Annotated in this window: 15 protein-coding genes and 3 pseudogenes; 7 read left to right on the forward strand and 11 right to left on the reverse strand. The window is 59.3% G+C overall.

Annotated features, from left to right (window positions below; genetic code table 11):
- Window positions 1-79 precede the first annotated feature (79 nt).
- Genes ACVJ19_RS00065 through ACVJ19_RS00075 form a run of 3 tightly spaced genes read right to left on the reverse strand, consistent with a single transcriptional unit; the run spans window position 80 to window position 2,425 of the window.
- On the reverse strand, window positions 80-271 hold the full coding sequence (locus ACVJ19_RS00065) for an ATP-binding protein (protein WP_456739342.1): 192 nt from the start codon (window positions 269-271) through the stop codon (window positions 80-82).
- Window positions 268-906: a DUF4194 domain-containing protein gene (locus ACVJ19_RS00070; protein WP_011084789.1), complete on the reverse strand. Its 639-nt coding sequence runs from the start codon at window positions 904-906 to the stop codon at window positions 268-270. Before ACVJ19_RS00070 ends, ACVJ19_RS00065 begins: the two co-directional genes overlap by 4 nt.
- Window positions 896-2,425: a Wadjet anti-phage system protein JetA family protein gene (locus ACVJ19_RS00075; protein ID WP_014497837.1), complete on the reverse strand. Its 1,530-nt coding sequence runs from the start codon at window positions 2,423-2,425 to the stop codon at window positions 896-898. The genes ACVJ19_RS00070 and ACVJ19_RS00075 overlap by 11 nt, the downstream gene beginning before the upstream one ends.
- A 471-nt stretch (window positions 2,426-2,896) precedes the next feature.
- Between ACVJ19_RS00075 and ACVJ19_RS00080 the strand changes: the two genes are divergently transcribed.
- Window positions 2,897-3,148 carry a helix-turn-helix domain-containing protein gene (locus ACVJ19_RS00080; RefSeq protein WP_011084786.1) on the forward strand — a complete coding sequence of 84 codons (252 nt, stop codon included), beginning with the start codon at window positions 2,897-2,899 and terminating at the stop codon, window positions 3,146-3,148.
- Window positions 3,148-4,467, forward strand: a complete 1,320-nt coding sequence (locus ACVJ19_RS00085; RefSeq protein WP_011084785.1) for a type II toxin-antitoxin system HipA family toxin — start codon at window positions 3,148-3,150, stop codon at window positions 4,465-4,467. The genes ACVJ19_RS00080 and ACVJ19_RS00085 overlap by 1 nt, the downstream gene beginning before the upstream one ends.
- A gap of 251 nt (window positions 4,468-4,718) precedes the next feature.
- Here ACVJ19_RS00085 and ACVJ19_RS00090 read toward each other — a convergent pair.
- Window positions 4,719-5,713: pseudogene (locus ACVJ19_RS00090) on the reverse strand (IS481 family transposase).
- Window positions 5,714-5,926: 213 nt separating this feature from the next.
- Here ACVJ19_RS00090 and ACVJ19_RS00095 point away from each other — a divergent pair.
- From ACVJ19_RS00095 to ACVJ19_RS00110, 4 genes are all read left to right on the forward strand, one after another.
- Window positions 5,927-6,292 (forward strand): Nif11-like leader peptide family natural product precursor, encoded by a 366-nt coding sequence (locus ACVJ19_RS00095; protein ID WP_011084781.1) that lies wholly within the window; start codon window positions 5,927-5,929, stop codon window positions 6,290-6,292.
- Window positions 6,293-6,996: 704 nt separating this feature from the next.
- Window positions 6,997-7,464 (forward strand): hypothetical protein, encoded by a 468-nt coding sequence (locus ACVJ19_RS00100; RefSeq protein ID WP_028143999.1) that lies wholly within the window; start codon window positions 6,997-6,999, stop codon window positions 7,462-7,464.
- Between the two features lie 46 nt (window positions 7,465-7,510).
- Window positions 7,511-7,903: a hypothetical protein gene (locus ACVJ19_RS00105; protein ID WP_011084778.1), complete on the forward strand. Its 393-nt coding sequence runs from the start codon at window positions 7,511-7,513 to the stop codon at window positions 7,901-7,903.
- A gap of 700 nt (window positions 7,904-8,603) precedes the next feature.
- Entirely contained in the window at window positions 8,604-10,583 is a 1,980-nt protein-coding gene (locus ACVJ19_RS00110; protein ID WP_404525738.1) for a RiPP maturation radical SAM C-methyltransferase, read from the forward strand.
- 89 nt (window positions 10,584-10,672) lie between these two features.
- Here ACVJ19_RS00110 and ACVJ19_RS00115 read toward each other — a convergent pair.
- Window positions 10,673-10,797: pseudogene (locus ACVJ19_RS00115) on the reverse strand (aldehyde dehydrogenase family protein); the annotation flags it as partial.
- 99 nt (window positions 10,798-10,896) lie between these two features.
- Window positions 10,897-11,115 carry a hypothetical protein gene (locus ACVJ19_RS00120; protein ID WP_223153707.1) on the reverse strand — a complete coding sequence of 73 codons (219 nt, stop codon included), beginning with the start codon at window positions 11,113-11,115 and terminating at the stop codon, window positions 10,897-10,899.
- 392 nt (window positions 11,116-11,507) lie between these two features.
- On the opposite strand from ACVJ19_RS00120, the gene ACVJ19_RS00125 reads away from it, so the two are divergent.
- Window positions 11,508-12,842, forward strand: a complete 1,335-nt coding sequence (locus ACVJ19_RS00125; protein WP_259259056.1) for an IS5-like element ISBj2_B family transposase — start codon at window positions 11,508-11,510, stop codon at window positions 12,840-12,842.
- A gap of 376 nt (window positions 12,843-13,218) precedes the next feature.
- Here ACVJ19_RS00125 and ACVJ19_RS00130 read toward each other — a convergent pair whose 3' ends face one another.
- The 5 genes and pseudogenes from ACVJ19_RS00130 to ACVJ19_RS00150 all read right to left on the reverse strand — a co-directional run bounded on the left by ACVJ19_RS00130 (window position 13,219) and on the right by ACVJ19_RS00150 (window position 18,169).
- Window positions 13,219-13,446 (reverse strand): IS3 family transposase, encoded by a 228-nt coding sequence (locus tag ACVJ19_RS00130; RefSeq protein ID WP_370091571.1) that lies wholly within the window; start codon window positions 13,444-13,446, stop codon window positions 13,219-13,221.
- Window positions 13,447-13,454: 8 nt separating this feature from the next.
- Complete coding sequence (locus ACVJ19_RS00135; RefSeq protein WP_011084772.1) at window positions 13,455-13,754, reverse strand: transposase; 300 nt, start codon at window positions 13,752-13,754, stop codon at window positions 13,455-13,457.
- Window positions 13,755-13,959: 205 nt separating this feature from the next.
- Window positions 13,960-16,278 (reverse strand): DPP IV N-terminal domain-containing protein, encoded by a 2,319-nt coding sequence (locus tag ACVJ19_RS00140; RefSeq protein WP_453947777.1) that lies wholly within the window; start codon window positions 16,276-16,278, stop codon window positions 13,960-13,962.
- Window positions 16,279-17,054: 776 nt separating this feature from the next.
- Window positions 17,055-17,635, reverse strand: a pseudogene (locus tag ACVJ19_RS00145) (IS6 family transposase); the annotation flags it as partial.
- A gap of 216 nt (window positions 17,636-17,851) precedes the next feature.
- Window positions 17,852-18,169, reverse strand: a complete 318-nt coding sequence (locus ACVJ19_RS00150) for a hypothetical protein (RefSeq protein WP_453947778.1) — start codon at window positions 18,167-18,169, stop codon at window positions 17,852-17,854.
- Between the last annotated feature and the right edge of the window lie 26 nt (window positions 18,170-18,195).

Genomic DNA, 18,195 nt, shown 5'->3' on the forward strand with positions numbered 1-18,195 from the left:
GCGCCGGCGCTGATCTTCGCCGAGCGTCCCAAGGCAGTAATCGACGACGCTGCGCTTCGAGCCGCTGCGCGATTTTCCGCTATCGCCGGCGACCGCGTTCAGGCGCAAGAACCGCCGGCTCCCCGCCGGTGAGAACGACCTGTGCCATGTCGAGGATTGTGGATTTGCCGGACCGGTTCTCGCCCAGGACCCCGACGTGTCCCCTCACGTCGATGTCGGCGACGTCGAATAGGTGCCAGTTCACCATCGTCAGGTGGCGTAGCTCCATCATGCCTCGTCTCCTGCGGGCTGCGGAAACCGCGCCTCCTCGCTACGGACGTAGCGCTCGAGCCGTTGGAGGGCATCGCCGCCACTGATCAGCTTAATCATCGGACGGATCCTGATCTCGCAGTCCTGCTGCTCGTCGTCAAAATCACCGATCTCGACCAAACTGCGTTGGGCGACCTCGCGCAGGATGTCCCGGAACCGGGCGGCCGAGATCGCGCCACCGCCGCCGTGTTGCGCCATCTCGCGGTAGCGATCGAACAGGTCGTTCAAAGTGGCCACTACGACGGCCCGGTCCTCGACTGCTCCGACGTTCACCTCCTGCTGCCAGTATGCCGCCAGCACCAGCATGACGATGGTTTCGTCGAGCTTCATCCGGGGCAGCGGCACGTCCTCGTCCATGGCGACGATGCCGGCCCACTGCGCCTCCGGATCGCGGTGGACGCGGTATCCGCAACTATCGAAGAAGCCGTCGACCACGTCGCGGAAGCGGCCGTCCATGATCGTGTTGTAGACTGTCCCGGTCCGGGGGTCTCCCGCGAACACGAACTGCCGCCGTAGCAGGAAGTGCTGCGCTTTGCGGAGGTCGGCTGCCTTTTCCGCGCCGAAGGAGCGCTCGACGTTTTCGAACTCACTGAGCATGAGCCGCCCTCGCCTTCCGGAGTGCGCCCGATCGCTTGACCAGGAAGTTGGCGCAACGGAGCCATTCGCTGTCGTGTGGGGGCGTGTCGGGGCACGGTTCGAGTTCGAACCCGGCCGCGACCTGCGCCGGAACCTCGCCTGTCAGCGCATATCGGCGGGCGCAATCGAAGGCGAGAAAGTCGTCCACGGTATCGATTTCCATGAAGCGGGCTTCCCTGGTCGCGAATGGCGGCACCTGGCCCTCGAGGAATCGTCTGACATCCTCGGGGCGGGGCGCGATGCGAGCGATGTACTCGAGGCGGAGCTTCTTGCGCAGTTCATACAACGGATCCGACGGCGGCTCGGCGAGCTCCCTTGCTTCGACGGGACGGCGCGGCTGCCTGGCCGGCGCCTGATGGTGCTCCGACCAGGGCGACCGCAGCGGCTCGATGCTCCATTCGATTGTCGCCTTGTGGTGCCTGCCGTCGCGCAGTAAGGCATCCAGGCGCCGCACCAGGTCGCCGGCCCGGCCGACGAGTCCCTGCCCGCCCCGCTCGGCGTACTTAATGGTGTTGCGGACCCGGGCTTCGAGCTGCCTGCGGAAGGCCTCGATCCTGTCGAACATCTCCCCGATCTGATCGAAGATGCTTTCGATAGCCAGCAGGTCGTCGGCCGCGGCCATTCGACCGTCCTCGATGTCGGCTGCCATGCTGGAAGCTATGTACTCCTCGGCGAGGACCTGCATGGTTTCCGGGCTGTAGGAGATCCTCCGCGCGAGATCGACGATGGCGTCGCGGAAGCGGTATGGATGGTTGACGGTGAGGATGGACTCGAAATCCTTCAGCAGGAGCTGTTCGATGAACTCCTCGAAAAAGGCTTCGAGCCGGGTAGCGACTGTTTTCGACTCCATGACGGTCCGTCGGACGCGCTTCAGGTCGGCCAGAATGGCCCGCAGACTCTTAGTGAACTGGTCGGCCTGATTGCGCGCCTCGCGGACGGCGAGCGCGGCTTCGCGCTGCTTGCGGTCGGTGATCTCAGGCCTCAGTTTTTCGACGGCCTCCAGGTTGAGGCGGATTTGCACGATCAAGCCGCCGAATCGCTGCGAGAGATCCTTGTTGAGGCTCGCGAGCCGTTGCAGCACGAGCAGCGGTCCCATAGCCATGTCCACAGTGACGCGAAGCCCGTATTCCTCCTCTTCAAGCCATCCCCAGACGAGCAGCCGGGCGTATAGTTGTCGGGCAAGACCGAGCGCCTTGTCGCCCTTCTCGGAAGCGAGCGCGACGTCGGCCTTCCGGATCCGGCGGCGTCTCGCGGAGATCATTTCCGGCAGGCTGCCGAAATCATCGCCCTCGTTCCAGAGGACGGGGTTGGCGCGCATGACGTCGTAGATGGCGTGGACCACCTGCTGCGGCGTCGGGAACGACGGCGCGCCTGAAAAGAAGCGTTCGTGCAGATCCAGCAGACACGCTGCGTACAGGTGCTTGTGATCGCGCGAAAAAGCTAAAAAGGCGTCGTCATGCAAATGGCGGAACAAGGTCAATGACGCGGCTCCTGGGCCCGACCTCATCCTGAGTTGGCGGCACTAAATGCACGGCCTGCCGGGCAAAATGTTAGTGAGAGTGGGTCTTGAAAACACAACCGGAAGATCAGTTCTTAGTATGTTCTAATATAGCTTTCCAGCTCAATCGCTGTCGAGACTCCAAAGGTCCGATCGGAGCTAGTGCCCGGTCTCAGATCGGGAACAATCCGGCCTCAAGTCATTGAATTTGTTGTTGTTACTATTGCGGCAAAATGGATACAAGGAGTTGCTTGGCACGATAGTGATACGAACGTTCGACATGTCGAGGAGGCTCTCTCGCCCACCGGCAGATTCGAGCCCAGCTCTACATCGATCATCAGCTTTAGCTTTTTAGTAATTTCAATATGCCTAGTATACGCGAAAGCGTATGATCTGTAGATATTCGCGGTCGCGTATATTGACAAATTATACGCGTTTGCGTATCATGCCTTTATGGATACGATTGCCCGCACCCCCCAGCAAATCGGCGCCGGGATCAGGCGCTACCGGCGGCAGAAGAAGCTCACCCAGGGGGACCTCGGTGAGAAGATGCATGCGCGTCAAGCGACGGTCTCGAAGCTGGAGGCCGGTGAACCTGCAACGCAGCTGCGCATCTTGATGGATGCGCTGGCCGCGCTCGACCTCGAGCTGGTCATCCGGCCGCGCACCAAATTGACGGCTGAAGCGATTGAGGATCTGTTCTGATGGCGCGTCGCCCTGCCCGTGCGCCGCTCAACGTCTACCTCAACGCACGGCTGGTCGGGCGGCTGCGGCGCGAGAGCAGTGGCGCAATCGATTTCCAGTATGACAAGCAGTGGCTCGCGTGGGAAAATGCCATCCCCGTTTCCGTGTCGCTGCCATTGCGGGAGGATCGTTATATCGGCGATCCCGTCGTCGCTGTTTTTGACAATCTTCTGCCCGATAATGACGACATCCGCCGACGCGTCGCCGAACGCGCGCATGCTGATGGCGCCGATGCTTACAGCCTGCTCTCCGCCATCGGCCGCGATTGCATCGGGGCGCTGCAATTCCTTCCCGACAGTGCCGCACCCGGGGGCGCCGGCGCCATTGATGGCCGCGCCGCTAGCGATCAGGAGATCGCCGCCATTCTCGGCAACCTTGCCAGCAATCCGCTCGGCATCGGCCCCGACCAGGACTTCCGCATTTCTCTCGCGGGCGCGCAGGAAAAGACAGCGCTGCTTTACTGGAAAGACAAGTGGCACGTGCCTCATGGCACGACCGCAACTACGCACATTATCAAGCCGCAGATCGGGAAGTTGCCGAACGGAATCGACCTGACCGGCAGCGTTGAAAACGAGCATCTGTGCCTTGAGCTGGTTGCGGCACTCGGCTTGCCTGTCGCCAAATCAAGCATCATCGATTTCGCCGGGCGCCGCGTGCTCGCAGTTGAGCGGTTCGATCGCATCTGGACGCGCGACGGCCGCCTGTTGCGGCTGCCGCAGGAAGACTGCTGCCAGGCGCTGTCCGTTCCACCCGCGCGAAAGTATGAATCCGATGGCGGACCCGGCATCCGCAAAATCTCGGATTTCCTCAAGGGCAGCGATACGCCTGAGGACGACCAGGCCATTTTCTTCAAGGCGCAGATCGTGTTCTGGCTGCTTGCCGCCACCGATGGCCACGCGAAGAATTTTAGCATTCATTTGGCGCCGGGCGGTCGTTTTCATCTTGCACCGCTTTACGACATCATTTCGACCCAACCGAGCTTGGACGCTGGACAGATCAGCCAAAACCAAATGAAGCTGGCCATGGCGATCGGCAGCAACCGGCATTACATCGTCCACACGGTTCTCGGCCGACATTTCGTGCAGACTGCGAAAAGCTGCGGTCTACCCGACAAAACAGTCAAGGTTGTCATCCAGCAGCTCGGCGATACAGCCGCAAAGGCCATAGATCAGGTGCTGAATGCGCTTCCAAAAGGATTTCCGGAGAAGATGGCCATATCGATTGCTGATGGCGCAAAGCGCCGTGTGAATTCGCTGGCTGTGCTCAAGAGTAGTGAATGATCGCCGGTTTGCGCAAGCGTACGATGACCTCCGTGAACGGTGGCAGGAAGACCGGATCTACCAAACCAAACCTGGAAGCTGCCTACCAGAGGAGCAGCAGCGCGATCAGCAACAGGGAGCGTTGCCCGAAAGCAGCCAACCAGCGGCTCAAGAAACGGGCCCGGTTCAAGAACGGCGATTGCCGCTCTCCTTCGACGGCGAGCGGCCCGCGCCGTCCGTATGCAAGCTCCAACAGCGACTGCGTTTCCAAACTAGGTGTTTAGTCCCGGCATTTGCTGGAGCGGATTAAGTTTGAATCGTTCTGGCTGGGAAGTCCAGCATTTGCAGATGTATTCGTAGGGCGTGAGGCCCTTCAGGGTCTTCAGCCGGCGAGCGAAGTTGTAGGCGCGGACGAAGTCGGCGAGGTGGCTGCGCAACTCGTCATGCGTGTCGTAGTGGAAGCGCTTGACTGTGGCCTCCTTGATGGTGCGGTTCATCCGCTCGACCTGGCCGTTGGTCCAGGGATGCTTAGGCTTGGTCAGGCAACGATCGATATCATTGCGGGCGCAGGCCACCTCGAAGGCATGAGCCCAAAATGGTTGCTTTCGTTCGATCATGGCTTTGATATCGGCCACAGTCCAACTCCCACCGCTTGGGTCGGTGAGTGGGTGCCGTTGTCCGTCAGAACGGTGTGGATCTTGTAAGGGACTGCCTTGATCAAGTTCCGCAAGAAGTCGGCTGTGACACTCGTGGCTTTTCGTGCAACTCGGTGAAGGCGCACTTCGAGGTTCGATCGATTGCGACGAAGAGATAAAGCCCTCCCATCGCGGTGCGAACCTCGGCGATGTCGATGTGGAAGTATCCGAGATAGCTTTTGAACTTGCGCCTTACGCCCTTGCCATCCTCCACGTCGGAAGCCGTGAGATGCCATGGCGCTGAAGACAGCGATAAAGCGATGAGCGTGTCAGATGCGGGATTGTCGCCTGGAGAGCATAAAGGCAGTCATAGTCATCCAGCGGCAGCAGCGCATGCTTGCAAAAGGCGACGATGATGGCCTCCTTCTCAAGCGACAAACTGGTGGATTTTGGCTCTCTCGGGCCGGTCGGAAGATCGGCCACCGAACCGCGCTTCTTCCATTTTGCGACGGTCTTCGGATTGATCCATAACGCTTGGACAGCGCCCCCAGGCTCTCTTGACTATTTTGTATTGTTCGACGGATTGCCTCCGTCGTTGTGGCGCAGCCGTGAAGAACCTGCTCCGTTTGGATACTGTCAACGAAAACCTCGTCCCGCGTAGCGGGCCGATTGTCAGTTCGGCAACAAAGTGTCACCAAGTGGACGATCCGCAGGGTCAGAAAAACGAAAAATCAGCAATCTTCAATTCGGCACGCCTCTTGCCCTGTTAACGGCGTCGGCACCAATCGCTTGTGAGCCCGAGATGGATGATTTGGCGACTTTGAGCAAAGGCACGGAGACTGGCTGTGTCGCGAACTGACGTAGAGCGATTCGTCAACGATCTGGGGAACGACGGTGGTCTGCTTGAACGCGTAAAACCAATTGCTACCGGCCTTGCATCGATTGTCGCGATCGGAAAGAGCCTCGGCTACAGCTTCACACCTGATGAAGCTAAAAGTTGCATTCGAGCTCGACAGAAGTTGACGACTAAACCGCTCGCCGGTGGCACTTTTAATTCGAGTGATACGATCTCGACCGGCGCTGTTCAGGCCCTTGCAGAGGTGGCCACGAGCGGCGCGCAAGCCGCGGAAGCGGCCTCTGACCACGCCACAGCAGTTGAGCCCGTTGCAGTTGTTGTGGTTGTTATTGTAGCGGTCGTGGCCGAGGTCTGACATGCCTTCGCTCTGACCGCATCGGGTGGTTGCTCGAGGAGGCGATGAAGTGCGATGAAAACATGAAGTAAGCTTCGTCAATGACACACGCTGCCGCCGAGCACTACCGACAGATTTTTGACCGGCGTACCCCGGAGCAACTGCGCACGCTATCGCATCTCAAACGCTTCATGGAGCGGTTAGTCGGTGACGAGGAGTTCCGCAGGGCGCTTGCGGAGGCAATCGCCACCCCTCGAGCGGTAACAGAGCGGTACGGCATCAATAGATCCAATGGAGGTGCTGCCGCTCTGGCGCGGTGGCTACCAACAATACCGCTTCAAGCCGGAGTCTGCGCCGTGGCCGCTGGCTGTGATGTGGGATGAGTATCTCCGCGAGATGATGCGTCATCGCGACCTCTTGCGCGACGAAGGCGAGATGTCGACGATCAATCCTCGCTTTCATGCTTGGCGCGAGCGGCAAATCCGGCGCTGCAATGACCAATTGGGCGTGTCGGCGGCGTCGCTCACGCACCCCATAATCGCTTTCGAGCTAAGCGAAGGCTGCAGCGTCGGTTGTTGGTTCTGTGGCCTCTCGGCCGATCGCTTTACAGGCTATTACGACATAGCAAAGAGCATGCAGCGCTTTGGCGGGGCGTGGTTGGTGTCGCGAGCGAAATGTTTGGTTCTGCAGTCCGCACGGGCTTCTGCTACTGGGCCACAGATCCTATGGACAACCCACACTACGATCGCTTTCTGTTCGACTACTATCAGATTACGGGCGCGTTACCGCAAACAACAACCGCAGCCCCACTCAAGGATCCGGCACTCACCAGGCACGTGCTCGGGCTCTTCAATCTATATCGCACGACGACGAATCGTTTCTCCGTGCTGAGCAGGGCCCATCTTAATCAGATTCACACGGCCTTTTCGCCTGAGGAGTTGCTAGGAGTCGAACTCATCCTGCAGGGCAAGGAGGCGCAGACAGCAAAGGCCATGGTCGGGCGCGCGCGCGAGCGGAAGGAGAAGCGCAGGGGCGCTAACAAGGACGGTGCAATCGCCTTTCTGGAACGCAATCACACGACGATCGCCTGCGTTTCCGGCTTCCTCGTAAATATGCGGCAGGGGCGTTTACGACTGGTGACGCCGGTGCCGGGTAGCGATCGCTGGCCTCTCGGGTACCCGCATTCTGGGTGAACGCTTCTTCAGCACGCCTGACGGTTTCCGGGGCGGGCTGCAGAGCATGATCGAACAGTATATGCTCGAGAGCCCAGCCCATGACCTGCCGATCCGCTTCCGCAGGGACCTGCAATATAAGGCAGGGAACCGGTGCTTTCATCTTCGCTCACGCAACATGGAACACCGCGTGCTCGACGACATCGCCCCGATTTCCGTTGGCCCTTTGATCGCGGACGGCAACTGCACAATGTCGGAGCTGGTTATTCGGGTCGCAGCTGACGGAACAACCCTCCTTGGGGTCGCCGACTTGCTCGATCAGTTGTACATGACCGGGCTGATCGAAGAAGACCTCGACGACTGCTTCATCTGGCAGACCGGTGACTGGACGACGAGGCGCATCGAAGGAGTCAAACACGCGTCCTCCCATACGGGTGCAGATTGTGCCGATTCGCATTGAGGCACTACTTAGCCTCAAGCGACAGCAGCATCCCACCATCCAGCAGTGCTGAGCGCGATGACATGCCGCTCCGCATCCACGGTCCCTGGCTTCGTGGCGTGCACAACCGGCGTGACAAAAGAAGACCAGCGGGGTTCCGCGCTTGCGGCTTCGAGCCAAGCCCTCATTTCGGGCATCAGCGGTGCACGACTGGGACGCACGCGGTTAAGTCGAGAATGGCTTGCCCCGCCCAGTGGTCAATCAAATGGTTCTGCCAGACGACGGTGCCGCTGGTTCCGGAGAGGTCGTGGCTTTTCGTGGCGCGCCACTGCAACTTGCACTGGCGGTGATCCCTGCTAGCGGACGACGACGCGCCTGAAACTTTGATAGGTCCATGTGAATGACGACGTCAGTCCGTTCATCAATGATGAAAAACAGCGAGTCTCACTCGAGGGTGGCGCCGCTAAATACCAGAGCGGAGCCGCGTGCAGGCAATTATTCCCCGTTCGGCTCCAGCACTCTCTGCTTGCTCATGCCGTCCAGTCGCCGGGCAACGAACGTGACGCGGAAATCGTGGCTCGAAGCGGGCTGCCCACTAGCCGAATTAGCGACTTCATGTTCACGGCTCCGGTCAGGAGTCGCGCAGAATTCACTTTGCCGTCCGGCGCATGAGACTATGGCATGGCGAACGCACCTGTGCGCACATCATGAATAACGTGGAATGATTATGAGTATCGCTGTGCCAATCGTCCTAGTCAACATGCCTGTGTCGGCAGTCGAAAGGCCGTCACTGGCGCTTGGTCTGCTGAAATCAGCGCTGACCCAGGCTGGACTGCAATCCACCATAGCATATGCCAACATCTGGTTTCTAGAATACATAGGCATCGCCGACTATGGACCTCTTGAGAATTGCCCGCCAGAGGAGGCACTGGTTGATTGGCTGTTCGCGGGCATTGCTTTTCCCGGCTTCGAACCCGAACAAAACGCCTTCCTCGACCTCTATTTCGAGCGCAACCCGATACACGCAGGCAAAGGTATGGCCGAGCGTCGCGCGAATTTCCTTAGGCTGCGCTCGCTCATCGGCGGGTTTATCGACTGGACGGCTGACAAGATATTGGCGAAGCGGCCGGCTATGGTCGGGTGCAGCTCGACCTTCACCCAGCATGTCCCCTCGCTCGCGTTGCTGCGCCGGCTGAGCGAGCGCTCACTTGATCTTGTCACCCTCATGGGTGGAGCGAACTGCGAGTCGGTAATGGGGCGCAGCACTCACGCGCGTTTCCCATGGGTCGACTATGTCGTGTCGGGCGAGGCCGACGCACTGATCGGCCCGCTGTGTTGGGACATCCTAAATCGCGGCAGAGACATCCCGCCTGCTGACCTGCCATTTGGCGTTTTCGGCCCGACGCATCGCGAGGCCGGCTATCCCGCGGCGTCGACGCGCGACTTAGTGCCCCGCGCCGTGATCGAGAACATGCGTGACCTGCCGCTGCCGGATTTCTCGGACTATTTTGCGGAGGTTGAGGCGTCGCTCTACGCCGACCGCATCCATGCTGGGCTGCCGATGGAGTTCTCTCGCGGCTGCTGGTGGGGCGAGCGCAGTCATTGCCTGTTTTGCGGGCTGAACGGCGGATCGATGACCTACCGCCAGAAGCCCGCGGGGCAGGCCGCAGCGGAGATGATTGAGATGTCGGCGCGCTACGGCTCGTCGCGCATCGAAGCTGTAGACAATATTATGGCCATTGACTACCTTGAAAAGGCGCTCCCTCACCTCACCGCGCTACCCGAGAAGCTCGCGATCTTCTTTGAGGTCAAAGCCAACCTGAAGCGCCACGAAGTGGAAAAGCTGGCTGCCGCCGGCGTCCGCTGGATTCAACCGGGTATTGAGAGCCTGGATACTCGTGTTTTGAAGCTGATGCGCAAAGGAACGACCTCAGCGCACAATGTTCAGCTGTTGAAGTGGTGCCGTCAGTACGGCGTGCGGGTCAGTTGGAGTTTATTGTGGGGCTTTCCCGGCGAGTGTGATGCATGGTATGCGGAAATGGCCTCTTGGTTCCCGTTGCTGCATCATCTGCAGCCGGGACCTGCGGTACGCTTGCGATACCAGCGCTACAGCCCCTATCATTACACAGCTGAGAAACATGGACTGAAGCTGCTCCCGGCCGCCCCCTATCGCTACGTGTATCCGCTGTCGGAGCGCGATCTCTCGGAACAGGTATACTACTTCGAAGACAGCGAAGACCACGATGTCGGCGGCCATTTCACACCGCGCGACGAAAACCGCCCGGGGCTAAATGCCGTCGCCAAGGGCATCGATGCCTGGCTGAAAGCCTGGAGGGGGCCGACTTTCTCTATGCTGTCGATGCAGGACAACGGCGACGAAATCATAGTCGAGGACACGCGAGCCATAGCAATCGAGCGCGAACACCGCGTCAGAGGCCTCGAGCGAGAAATTCTTCTGGCCGCGGACGAAGGCTCGCCTGAAACTCGCCTGTGCGATCGGCCGGGCGCGGCGAATGTAATGCAGGGCGAGATTGATGAGGCGATAGCTAACATGATCGCCCGCAAACTGATCGTACGGCTTGACGCGCGGCTGGTTGGGCTCGCGTTATGGCATCCATATACGCCAATCCTTCCCCTGACTGCGTTCCCTGGTGGCTATCTCGACCGACGCTCCACGCCAGTGGCCCTCCCGCGCGAATAAGGAAAACTGCGGTGTGCACTTCGCAGGGCCACACCCCTCGCCTGTCTCCTTTGCTTGGCGCTCGCGCCAGCCTTGTCATTTTTTTCGCCCGCGTCGTTGAGCACAATCAACGGCGTCGAGCCCAAAGCTCCAACATATATGGTTTGAGATATTTGGCCGAAGCGGCGGCGATAATCGCGCCAACCCTAGTGGAGCCGATGAAGTTTATGCGGCGTTCGTTCCGCATTAGATAGCTTAAATATGCGCTACGAACTGCATCGCTCGATTTTCGTAGACTACTTCATCGGGCGAAAAGGAGAAACCGCATCGAACTTCAACTGTTTGACACAGGTTGCAGCTGCCAAAGCGTCGTGTAGTTTATCGGTTCGATCATCGGCTGTAATCGATCCAACTGCTTCGCCGCGTCCAGATCGACACATAGACTTACATTCGTGAGCGACGATGTCGTCACGACTGCACCATCATAAAATGCAGGCAACCCGCGCATCGTTTCGATGCCGGGGCGAATCCCCTTATCGTCCTCGATCATCATTTGCCGCATTTCCAAATTTATCCGGCGGACATCGAAGAATAGAGCCCCTCACGATTCACTGCATCTCCCTTAAGCTGTAAAACGATATGATGAACCGGTCCACGATTGCTATGCCGACGCGTAGGGTCAGGGCCTCGCTCGGCCGCGAAGCTTCTCGTCGGGCTGGTCAACGCTGGATTTGGAGTGCCTGTCAGGTTCCATGGCTCGATTGTTCTGATCCTCACCAGTTGTCCGTGAACAAGCCTCCAAGCACTTGATTGAGAGTCTGTTTTCCGGTTGCGGCGGCATTTGAGATTGCAGGGGATTGGGGCTTCACAGCAAAAACCTGCAATTTCGATTTTGGATTTCCCTGCCGCTGCGAACCGTGATTCTGTGCTGCATCGGAGGGACCGATGCGACCAAAGAAGCACAGGACGACAGGCTCGAACGATCTGTTCCGGTCCCGGCTGGACCAGATCATCAACATGCGACACGAGCTGGTTCTGCTCGCCGGCAGGGTCGATTGGGACTGGATCGACGGCGAGATCGCGCCGCTCTACAGCGACAACGGCAGGCCGGGTATCGCGACCCGCTTCATGATCGGATTGCTGCTGCTCAAGCACATCTACGAGGGGGTGTGCGAGCGCTGGGTCCACGATCCGTACTTCCAGTTCTTCACCGGCGAAGAGTTTTTCCAGCACGTTTTCCCGCATGAGCGCTCAGACCTGAGCCACTGGCGCAAGCGGCTCGGCGACAAGCTGGAGCGGTTGTTGGCCGAGAGCCTTCGCGTGGCGCACGCGAGCGGTGCGTTGCGCAGCCAGGACCTCAAGCGGGTCACGGTCGACACGACCGTCCAACCGAAGGCCATCAGCTTCCCGACCGACGCCAAGCTGCTGCATGCAGCGATCCGCGGGTTGAACCGCCTGGCGAGGAAGCACGGGGTCAGGCTCCGGCAATCCTATGTTCGCGTGGCCAAAAGCGCGGCGATGATGGCGGGCCGCTACGCTCATGCCAAACAATTCAACCGGCATCAGCGACAGCTGCGCACCCTGCGCAGCCGGCTGGGCCGGATCATCCGCGACATTCGCCGCAAGACCGAGGGCCAGGCCGCACTGGAGGAGGCATTCGCCCTGCCGCTGAGCCGAGCCACCCAGATCGGCTCGCAGCAGCAGCGCCAGCGCGGCTGGAAGTTGTATTCCTTCCATGCTCCGGAGGTCGAGTGCATCGGCAAGGGCAAGGCCGCCGCGCCCTATGAGTTCGGCGTGAAGGCCTCCATCGTCACCAACAACCAAAGAGCTCCGGGCGGCTTGTTCGTGCTCCACGCCTGCTCGCTGCCGGACAACCCCTACGACGGTCACACCCTTCGCAACGTCATCGAGCGCACCGAGAGCCTCACCGGCTGCCCGATCGAACGGGCCTATGTCGACAAGGGATATCGCGGCCACGACACACAAAATCCCCGCCGCGTCTTCATCTCGGGCCAGAAGCGCGGCGTCTTCGGCGTCATCAAGCGCGAGCTACGCCGCCGTTCCGCCATCGGGCCCATCATCGGACACATGAAGAACGAAGGTCACCTTGGCCGCTGCTATCTCAAAGGCCGCGCCGGAGATGCCGCTAACGTTCTCCTCTCGGCCGTTGGCCACAACCTCCGCCGTGTCCTGGCTTGGCTCAGAGACCTTTTGTCCCTCTTCCTGCTCTCACTCTGGCCAACGCTCAACTGTCCAGTTCAGCCCAATTCGGCTTATTAACGATCGACTCACCACGCTCATTGGAGAACGTAGAGGTTTCTCAACCTCCGAGCTAAGCTCGGATCCTCCGCGCGAGCTACGGAGGGTTCAGTTCGAGAAGCTGATTGACGCGCTCGAAAACAACAGCCCGGCGAAATCGACACTCACCTTTGCAATTTACCGGCCGAGCCAAGAGCCGCTTCGAAGGCATTGCGTTGGTCAAGTGTCCAGAGATCTCAGAATGGGGCGCTAGCTTCCGAGAAGCTGACGAGCCTCGGCCCAATGCTTGGTTCGATGTTGAGAACGCCGTCGAGTTTTAACCGGCAGGGGTGCTAGCGGCAGCAACAGCTGAACGGTGAATGTCCCGTATGATCTTCCCCCAAAAAATTAGACGGGTTTAGGCGACGTTTAGCTCCATCTCGATCGGGGCGATATATCCCACGGCGGAATGGAGCCTTGTTCGGTTATAGAAGCCCTCGATGAAGGCGAAGATATCACGCTGGGCGTCGGCGCGGGTCTTGTAGTTGCGATGATGAACGAGTTCGGTCTTCAAGGTATGGAAGAAGCTATTGCGCCTCCAATAAGCTGACGGCCGCTGCCCTCCCGGCCGCAGAGAATAGCACAAGGCTGTTTCTAACCCGCGCAGCGTGCAACGGCTCTGGACAGTTTTTTAAAATGTCGCGCTCGTTCGGTCTCCTGGCGCAGCCGGGCGATCTCCGAAGCCTGGTCCGCCGACATCGGCGTCACCTGCGTGGTGGGGCGCCACCTCGCCGATGCCGGCTCCTGCCGGAGCTTGTCGACCCAGCGCCGCAGCACCGAGTCGCGCAGACCGAGCTCCTTGGCCACCGACGTGACCGTGCGACGGCTGGACACCACCAACTCGACGGCCTGGCGCTTGTACTCCTCGGTAAATGACCGACGTTGACGTTCCATTCGACACCTCCGGGCTCAATGAGCCTACTACAGGTGTCCACTCATTCGGAGGAGGTTCAGCGCCTGTCCCAAAACTCCCAAAGAGTCATAGATGACTGTGCTTTTGCTTACTAATGCTGAGAGACAAGCGAAATCGGAGGGCGCTCGTTCGAGTCGCCACGGCGTTGGACCTAAATGATGATAGCTCTTCGCGCAATCATGGCCCTTAATTGGGTTTCAGCAGCTCAATCGGTAGGGCGTTCCAGTTAGGTGGTATCTGCCCAAGAATATTGCGAACGAAGAAGTCCAGAAGCTCGAGCTCGCTATAATTGCCGGGCGCTCCGTGATCTGCACTGGGTACCACAAGCATGTCGAAGTATTTTCCTGCCTTGATGAGCCGATCAGCCATCTGGAAGGTAGAGGACGGATCGACATTGCGGTCCATTTCGCCGACAACGAGCATCAACTTACCCTGTAGTCTGTGGGCGTTGTCGATGGCGGAGGACAGCGAATATTCGATACCAACCGGCCAACCCATCCACTGTTCATTCCACCATATCTTGTCCATCCGGTTGTCGTAACAGCCGCTGTTAGCCACCGCCACCTTGTAAAAATCAGAATGGAAGAGCAGCGCGCTCACCGCGTTCTGCCCGCCGGCGGACCCGCCAAAAATGCCGACGTTCGAAATATCGTACCATGAATACTTCGCGCTCGCCGCCTTATGCCATAGAATCCGATCGGGAAAGCCGGCGTCCTTTAAATTCTTCCAGGCAATGTCGTGGAACGCGCGCGAGCGATTGTTCGTACCCATTCCATCGATCTGAACGACGATAAACCCCATTTGGGTGAGCGGCTCAACCAAGGCCGAGAACGACTTCGGAACGAAAGAACCCGTAGGGCCGGCATAGATGTTTTCCACCACCGGGTATCTCTTGTTTCGATCGAAGTTGAGGGGCTTGTGAATAACCCCCCATATATCGGTCTCGCCGTCCCGGCCCTTGGCATGGAAGCTGAGGGGCGGCTGCCAGCCGGAGGCGATGAGTTCCGAGATATCGGCGCTCTCAACCTGCATCAGCTCGGCATTATCACTGGCGCGATACAGCGCCAAGCGCGGCGGGACATCGATGCGTGACCACAGGTCGACATAGTAGCGGCCGTTAGGCGAAAACTCAATGTGATGGTTGGCCGGTTCAGGAGTGAGCGCGGTCAGTCCGTTCCCATCGAAGTCGACACGGTAAGCATGGACAAAATAGGGATCTTCCCCTTTGTCCCTCCCGCTCGCACCAAACCAAATCTGGCGCTTGACCGGATCGACGTAGTAGACCGCGCGAACCACCCAATCTCCTCTAGTGATCTGGTTTTTGAGCTCGCCGGTTCGGCCATCGAAGAGGTACAGATGCTCGTATCCATCGCGCTCGGACGCCCAGATGATCTCCTTTCCGTCCTCAACGTCGTAGCGGAAGAACTTTCCAGTTTTCTGCTGGTCCATCACCAGAGGCTGGTAATCGATGAAGGTAATGCTGCGCTCATCAATCAGAGAGCGCACCTTACCCGCAGCAGCTTCCACCTCGACAAGTCGATAGAGTTGGTGCCCGCGCTGATTATACTCGAAGGTGAACCCGCGACCATCCTTCCACCACTTGATCGGCGAAAGGTGGTAGGGATTTGGAAAGGAAGCATTGTCGATTTCAATCTTGCTCTGCATGATGATGTCAAACAGCACCGGCTGGAGCAGCGGCAAGGCATCACCCGGCTTCGGATACGTCATCGTCGAATATCTAGGTTGAAGCTCGTCCGTCGGGGACGATTCGATGTAGTGGATCTGACGTTTGTGGCCTGGACGGATGCGGTAAGCCGCGAGGTGACGCGAATCTGGAGACCATCTTAGCGTCGAGAAAGCATAGTAGTTGCCTTCCGATCCGTCCCAGGTCAAAGGGATGTCCTGCAAGCCGTCCTCGCTGCGCAGGAAGATATTGTATTTTGTAGTATAGGCCAACCATTTGCCGTCAGGGGATATGCTTGTGTTCTCCGGATCGTTCTCCGCGGGCGGAGTGGGGTCATAGCGCATCTGTTGATGGACCTCCGGGTGCATGGCATTGGCTGTGCAGCCATAGCTTACGAGGTCGCATGTCCACCGGGTGTTGTCGATGTTGAAGGTGATCATGCGAGCATCGTCGGCCAGCTCGAAACGGTCGAACGGCAGATTGTCGGCCTTATAGTTCTCGAGGCTTGCCCTGGCCAGCGCCGCCGCGAGGCGGGTATGATCAAAAGCCGGCTGCTTTCCGCCAGTGGCAGCATCGACCTGCATGAACTGGTGCTTGCCTTGAGTCGTCCGTCGGTAGACGAACGCTTCGCCCTCTGCGAGCCAGAACGGAACGTCGGGCATATTGACAGTGAGCTGGTTATATTGAGCGCCGATCGTTAGCGCTCGCTCGTAATCGGACGGCACCAGCAGCGGCTTTGCAATGTTGTCGGCCGGAGCCTGCGCGGCTGCCAATCCCTGCTGACCCAGCAGCGCAAGCATGAAAGCGCCGAGCTTGTACATGATCGTTCACTCGTCCTCGTTGTGTGGGGATAACGGAGGCTGGGGTTGACCTCACGAAATTGGCGCAGCTGCGTTCAGTGTCTCCTCCAAAGCCCAGCACTGACCCTTGCGCACAAAGCGTCCTAAACGTTGCACGCAAGTCTTGGGCCAGAATCAGGCTCCGATCTCCCAGACACCTGAGTGGGCGACTGGGCGGCACGGTCTAAAGCTGTGATCACCGCTCTGGCCCCCGGCCAGGGATGCAGGGGTATGGACGACGTCGCCATAGATAGATGGGCCTAGGGGTCACTGAAGATGTCCGGCATAGCCGCCACCGCTGTGCACGCCAATATAATTCCCGGTCCAGCTCCACAGTGTCGGATGAAACCTTCACCGCTGGATCGAGATCCGCCGAATTCGCGCCACCGCAAGCGGCAAGCGTAACTGCTGCCGCGCCCCGTATAAGAACTCCAGGTCGCATATCACCTCACGAACAACACATGTGCGCGCCATCCGCAACGACGTTCGATGTCGTGGCGTCGCTTCTACGCCCCTGGTGGTGAGCAGACTCCATGCCAGCGAAGCGATGCGCATTCCCGACGGCTTCCGATAGCTATGTCGCTTACGCGACAAGGCTAGCGATTGTTGAGGCAAGCCGTATGTCTGACCTCGAACACACCAGAACGTCCTGCCGTAGCGGCCGATCAGCTTTGCGGGCTGCATCTCGGTCTTCGTCGGCCATGATGCAAGAAGGCCAAGGAAGAACGTGTGGGCGACGCATGGATGGCATCGTCAACTTAATCGACCGCCGAGACGAAGGAGGCGATTTTCAAAGGTCCGAGATTCGGCGATAGCGCTTGTCGCGGAGATTTCGCGCCAAGTCGCAAAGGCTCGTTCGCGCGAAGCACGACGGAGGTCGGCGGCGACAGCTCCGAGATAGGGGATGCGGAAACGTTCGCGACCTGATCGTGAACTGACTAAAACCGTTGAGCCTGATGGGGCGCTTTGAAACGCTTCATGATCCGCTCGCGTCGCCGCGTCTGCCGATGAGAATTCTCGGCGCGATTGTTGAGAGTTTTGTGCGGGCGATGTCCGACGTGAAAGCCCATGCTCGCCCTCGCAGCGCCGTACGAACGGAGCTTGTCCGTGATCATCACGCGCAGCGGCGTGCCGGCGGATTCAAGCGCTTCTTCATGAGCCGCTGCGCAGCGCGCGAGTCTCTTCGGGGCTGGATCAAGACGTCGAGAACGAAGCCATTCTGGTCGACAGCGCGCCAGAGCCAATGTTGTTCGCCCGCGATCGAAATAACGACCTCGTCCAGATGCCATTTGTAACCGCGAGCGGAAGCGCGCTGGCGGATGCGATCGGAGAACGCCTTTGCCATGGTCGGTGTTGTAAATCTCCGGCGTGCCGTACGTCGCCGCGCCTCGTCCAGAGCCGCCACGCAGAACGAGACGTCCATCGTATTCGACAGCCGCCACGCCAGAACCGCACGGCTCGCTCAGTCGATGATGGCGACGAGATAGAGAAAGCCGCGGCCGATGGGCAGATACGTGATGTCGGCCGCCCACACCTGGTTCGGCCGGTCGATCGTTCATGTTGCGCAGCAGATCGGGACAGAGATCTTGTGGCCCGGCGCCGGCTTTGTCGTGTTCGGCTTCGGTCCCAGCGCGGCGATGCCCATCTTGCGCATCAACTGTTGCACGCGCTTGCGATTGACCGCAAGCCCCTCAGCCTCAGCATCGCGGTCATTCGCCGCGAGCCCAGGAATGGCCAGGCGGTGATCAGCTCGTCGATCCGCTGCATCAGGGCAAGGTTGCGCGTTTCGCGGGATCGTGAGCGCGGATTTCAGGGGATCGTGAGCAGAGATTTCAGACGATCGTGAGCAACGATTTCGCGGGATCGTGAGCAAGGCTTTCGGAGCCTTGCAGCGCTTCG

The sequence above is a fragment of the Bradyrhizobium sp. USDA 376 genome (assembly GCF_054063675.1).

What these genes read in the sequence shown, in the direction of transcription:
- ACVJ19_RS00065 (WP_456739342.1), bottom strand. Translation starts at nt 271, where the DNA reads ATGATGGAGCTACGCCACCTGACGATGGTGAACTGGCACCTATTCGAC.
- ACVJ19_RS00070 (WP_011084789.1), bottom strand. Translation starts at nt 906, where the DNA reads ATGCTCAGTGAGTTCGAAAACGTCGAGCGCTCCTTCGGCGCGGAAAAG.
- ACVJ19_RS00080 (WP_011084786.1), top strand. Translation starts at nt 2,897, where the DNA reads ATGGATACGATTGCCCGCACCCCCCAGCAAATCGGCGCCGGGATCAGG.
- ACVJ19_RS00085 (WP_011084785.1), top strand. Translation starts at nt 3,148, where the DNA reads ATGGCGCGTCGCCCTGCCCGTGCGCCGCTCAACGTCTACCTCAACGCA.
- ACVJ19_RS00100 (WP_028143999.1), top strand. Translation starts at nt 6,997, where the DNA reads ATGGACAACCCACACTACGATCGCTTTCTGTTCGACTACTATCAGATT.
- ACVJ19_RS00105 (WP_011084778.1), top strand. Translation starts at nt 7,511, where the DNA reads ATGATCGAACAGTATATGCTCGAGAGCCCAGCCCATGACCTGCCGATC.
- ACVJ19_RS00110 (WP_404525738.1), top strand. Translation starts at nt 8,604, where the DNA reads ATGATTATGAGTATCGCTGTGCCAATCGTCCTAGTCAACATGCCTGTG.
- ACVJ19_RS00120 (WP_223153707.1), bottom strand. Translation starts at nt 11,115, where the DNA reads ATGATGATCGAGGACGATAAGGGGATTCGCCCCGGCATCGAAACGATG.
- ACVJ19_RS00125 (WP_259259056.1), top strand. Translation starts at nt 11,508, where the DNA reads ATGCGACCAAAGAAGCACAGGACGACAGGCTCGAACGATCTGTTCCGG.
- ACVJ19_RS00135 (WP_011084772.1), bottom strand. Translation starts at nt 13,754, where the DNA reads ATGGAACGTCAACGTCGGTCATTTACCGAGGAGTACAAGCGCCAGGCC.
- ACVJ19_RS00140 (WP_453947777.1), bottom strand. Translation starts at nt 16,278, where the DNA reads ATGTACAAGCTCGGCGCTTTCATGCTTGCGCTGCTGGGTCAGCAGGGA.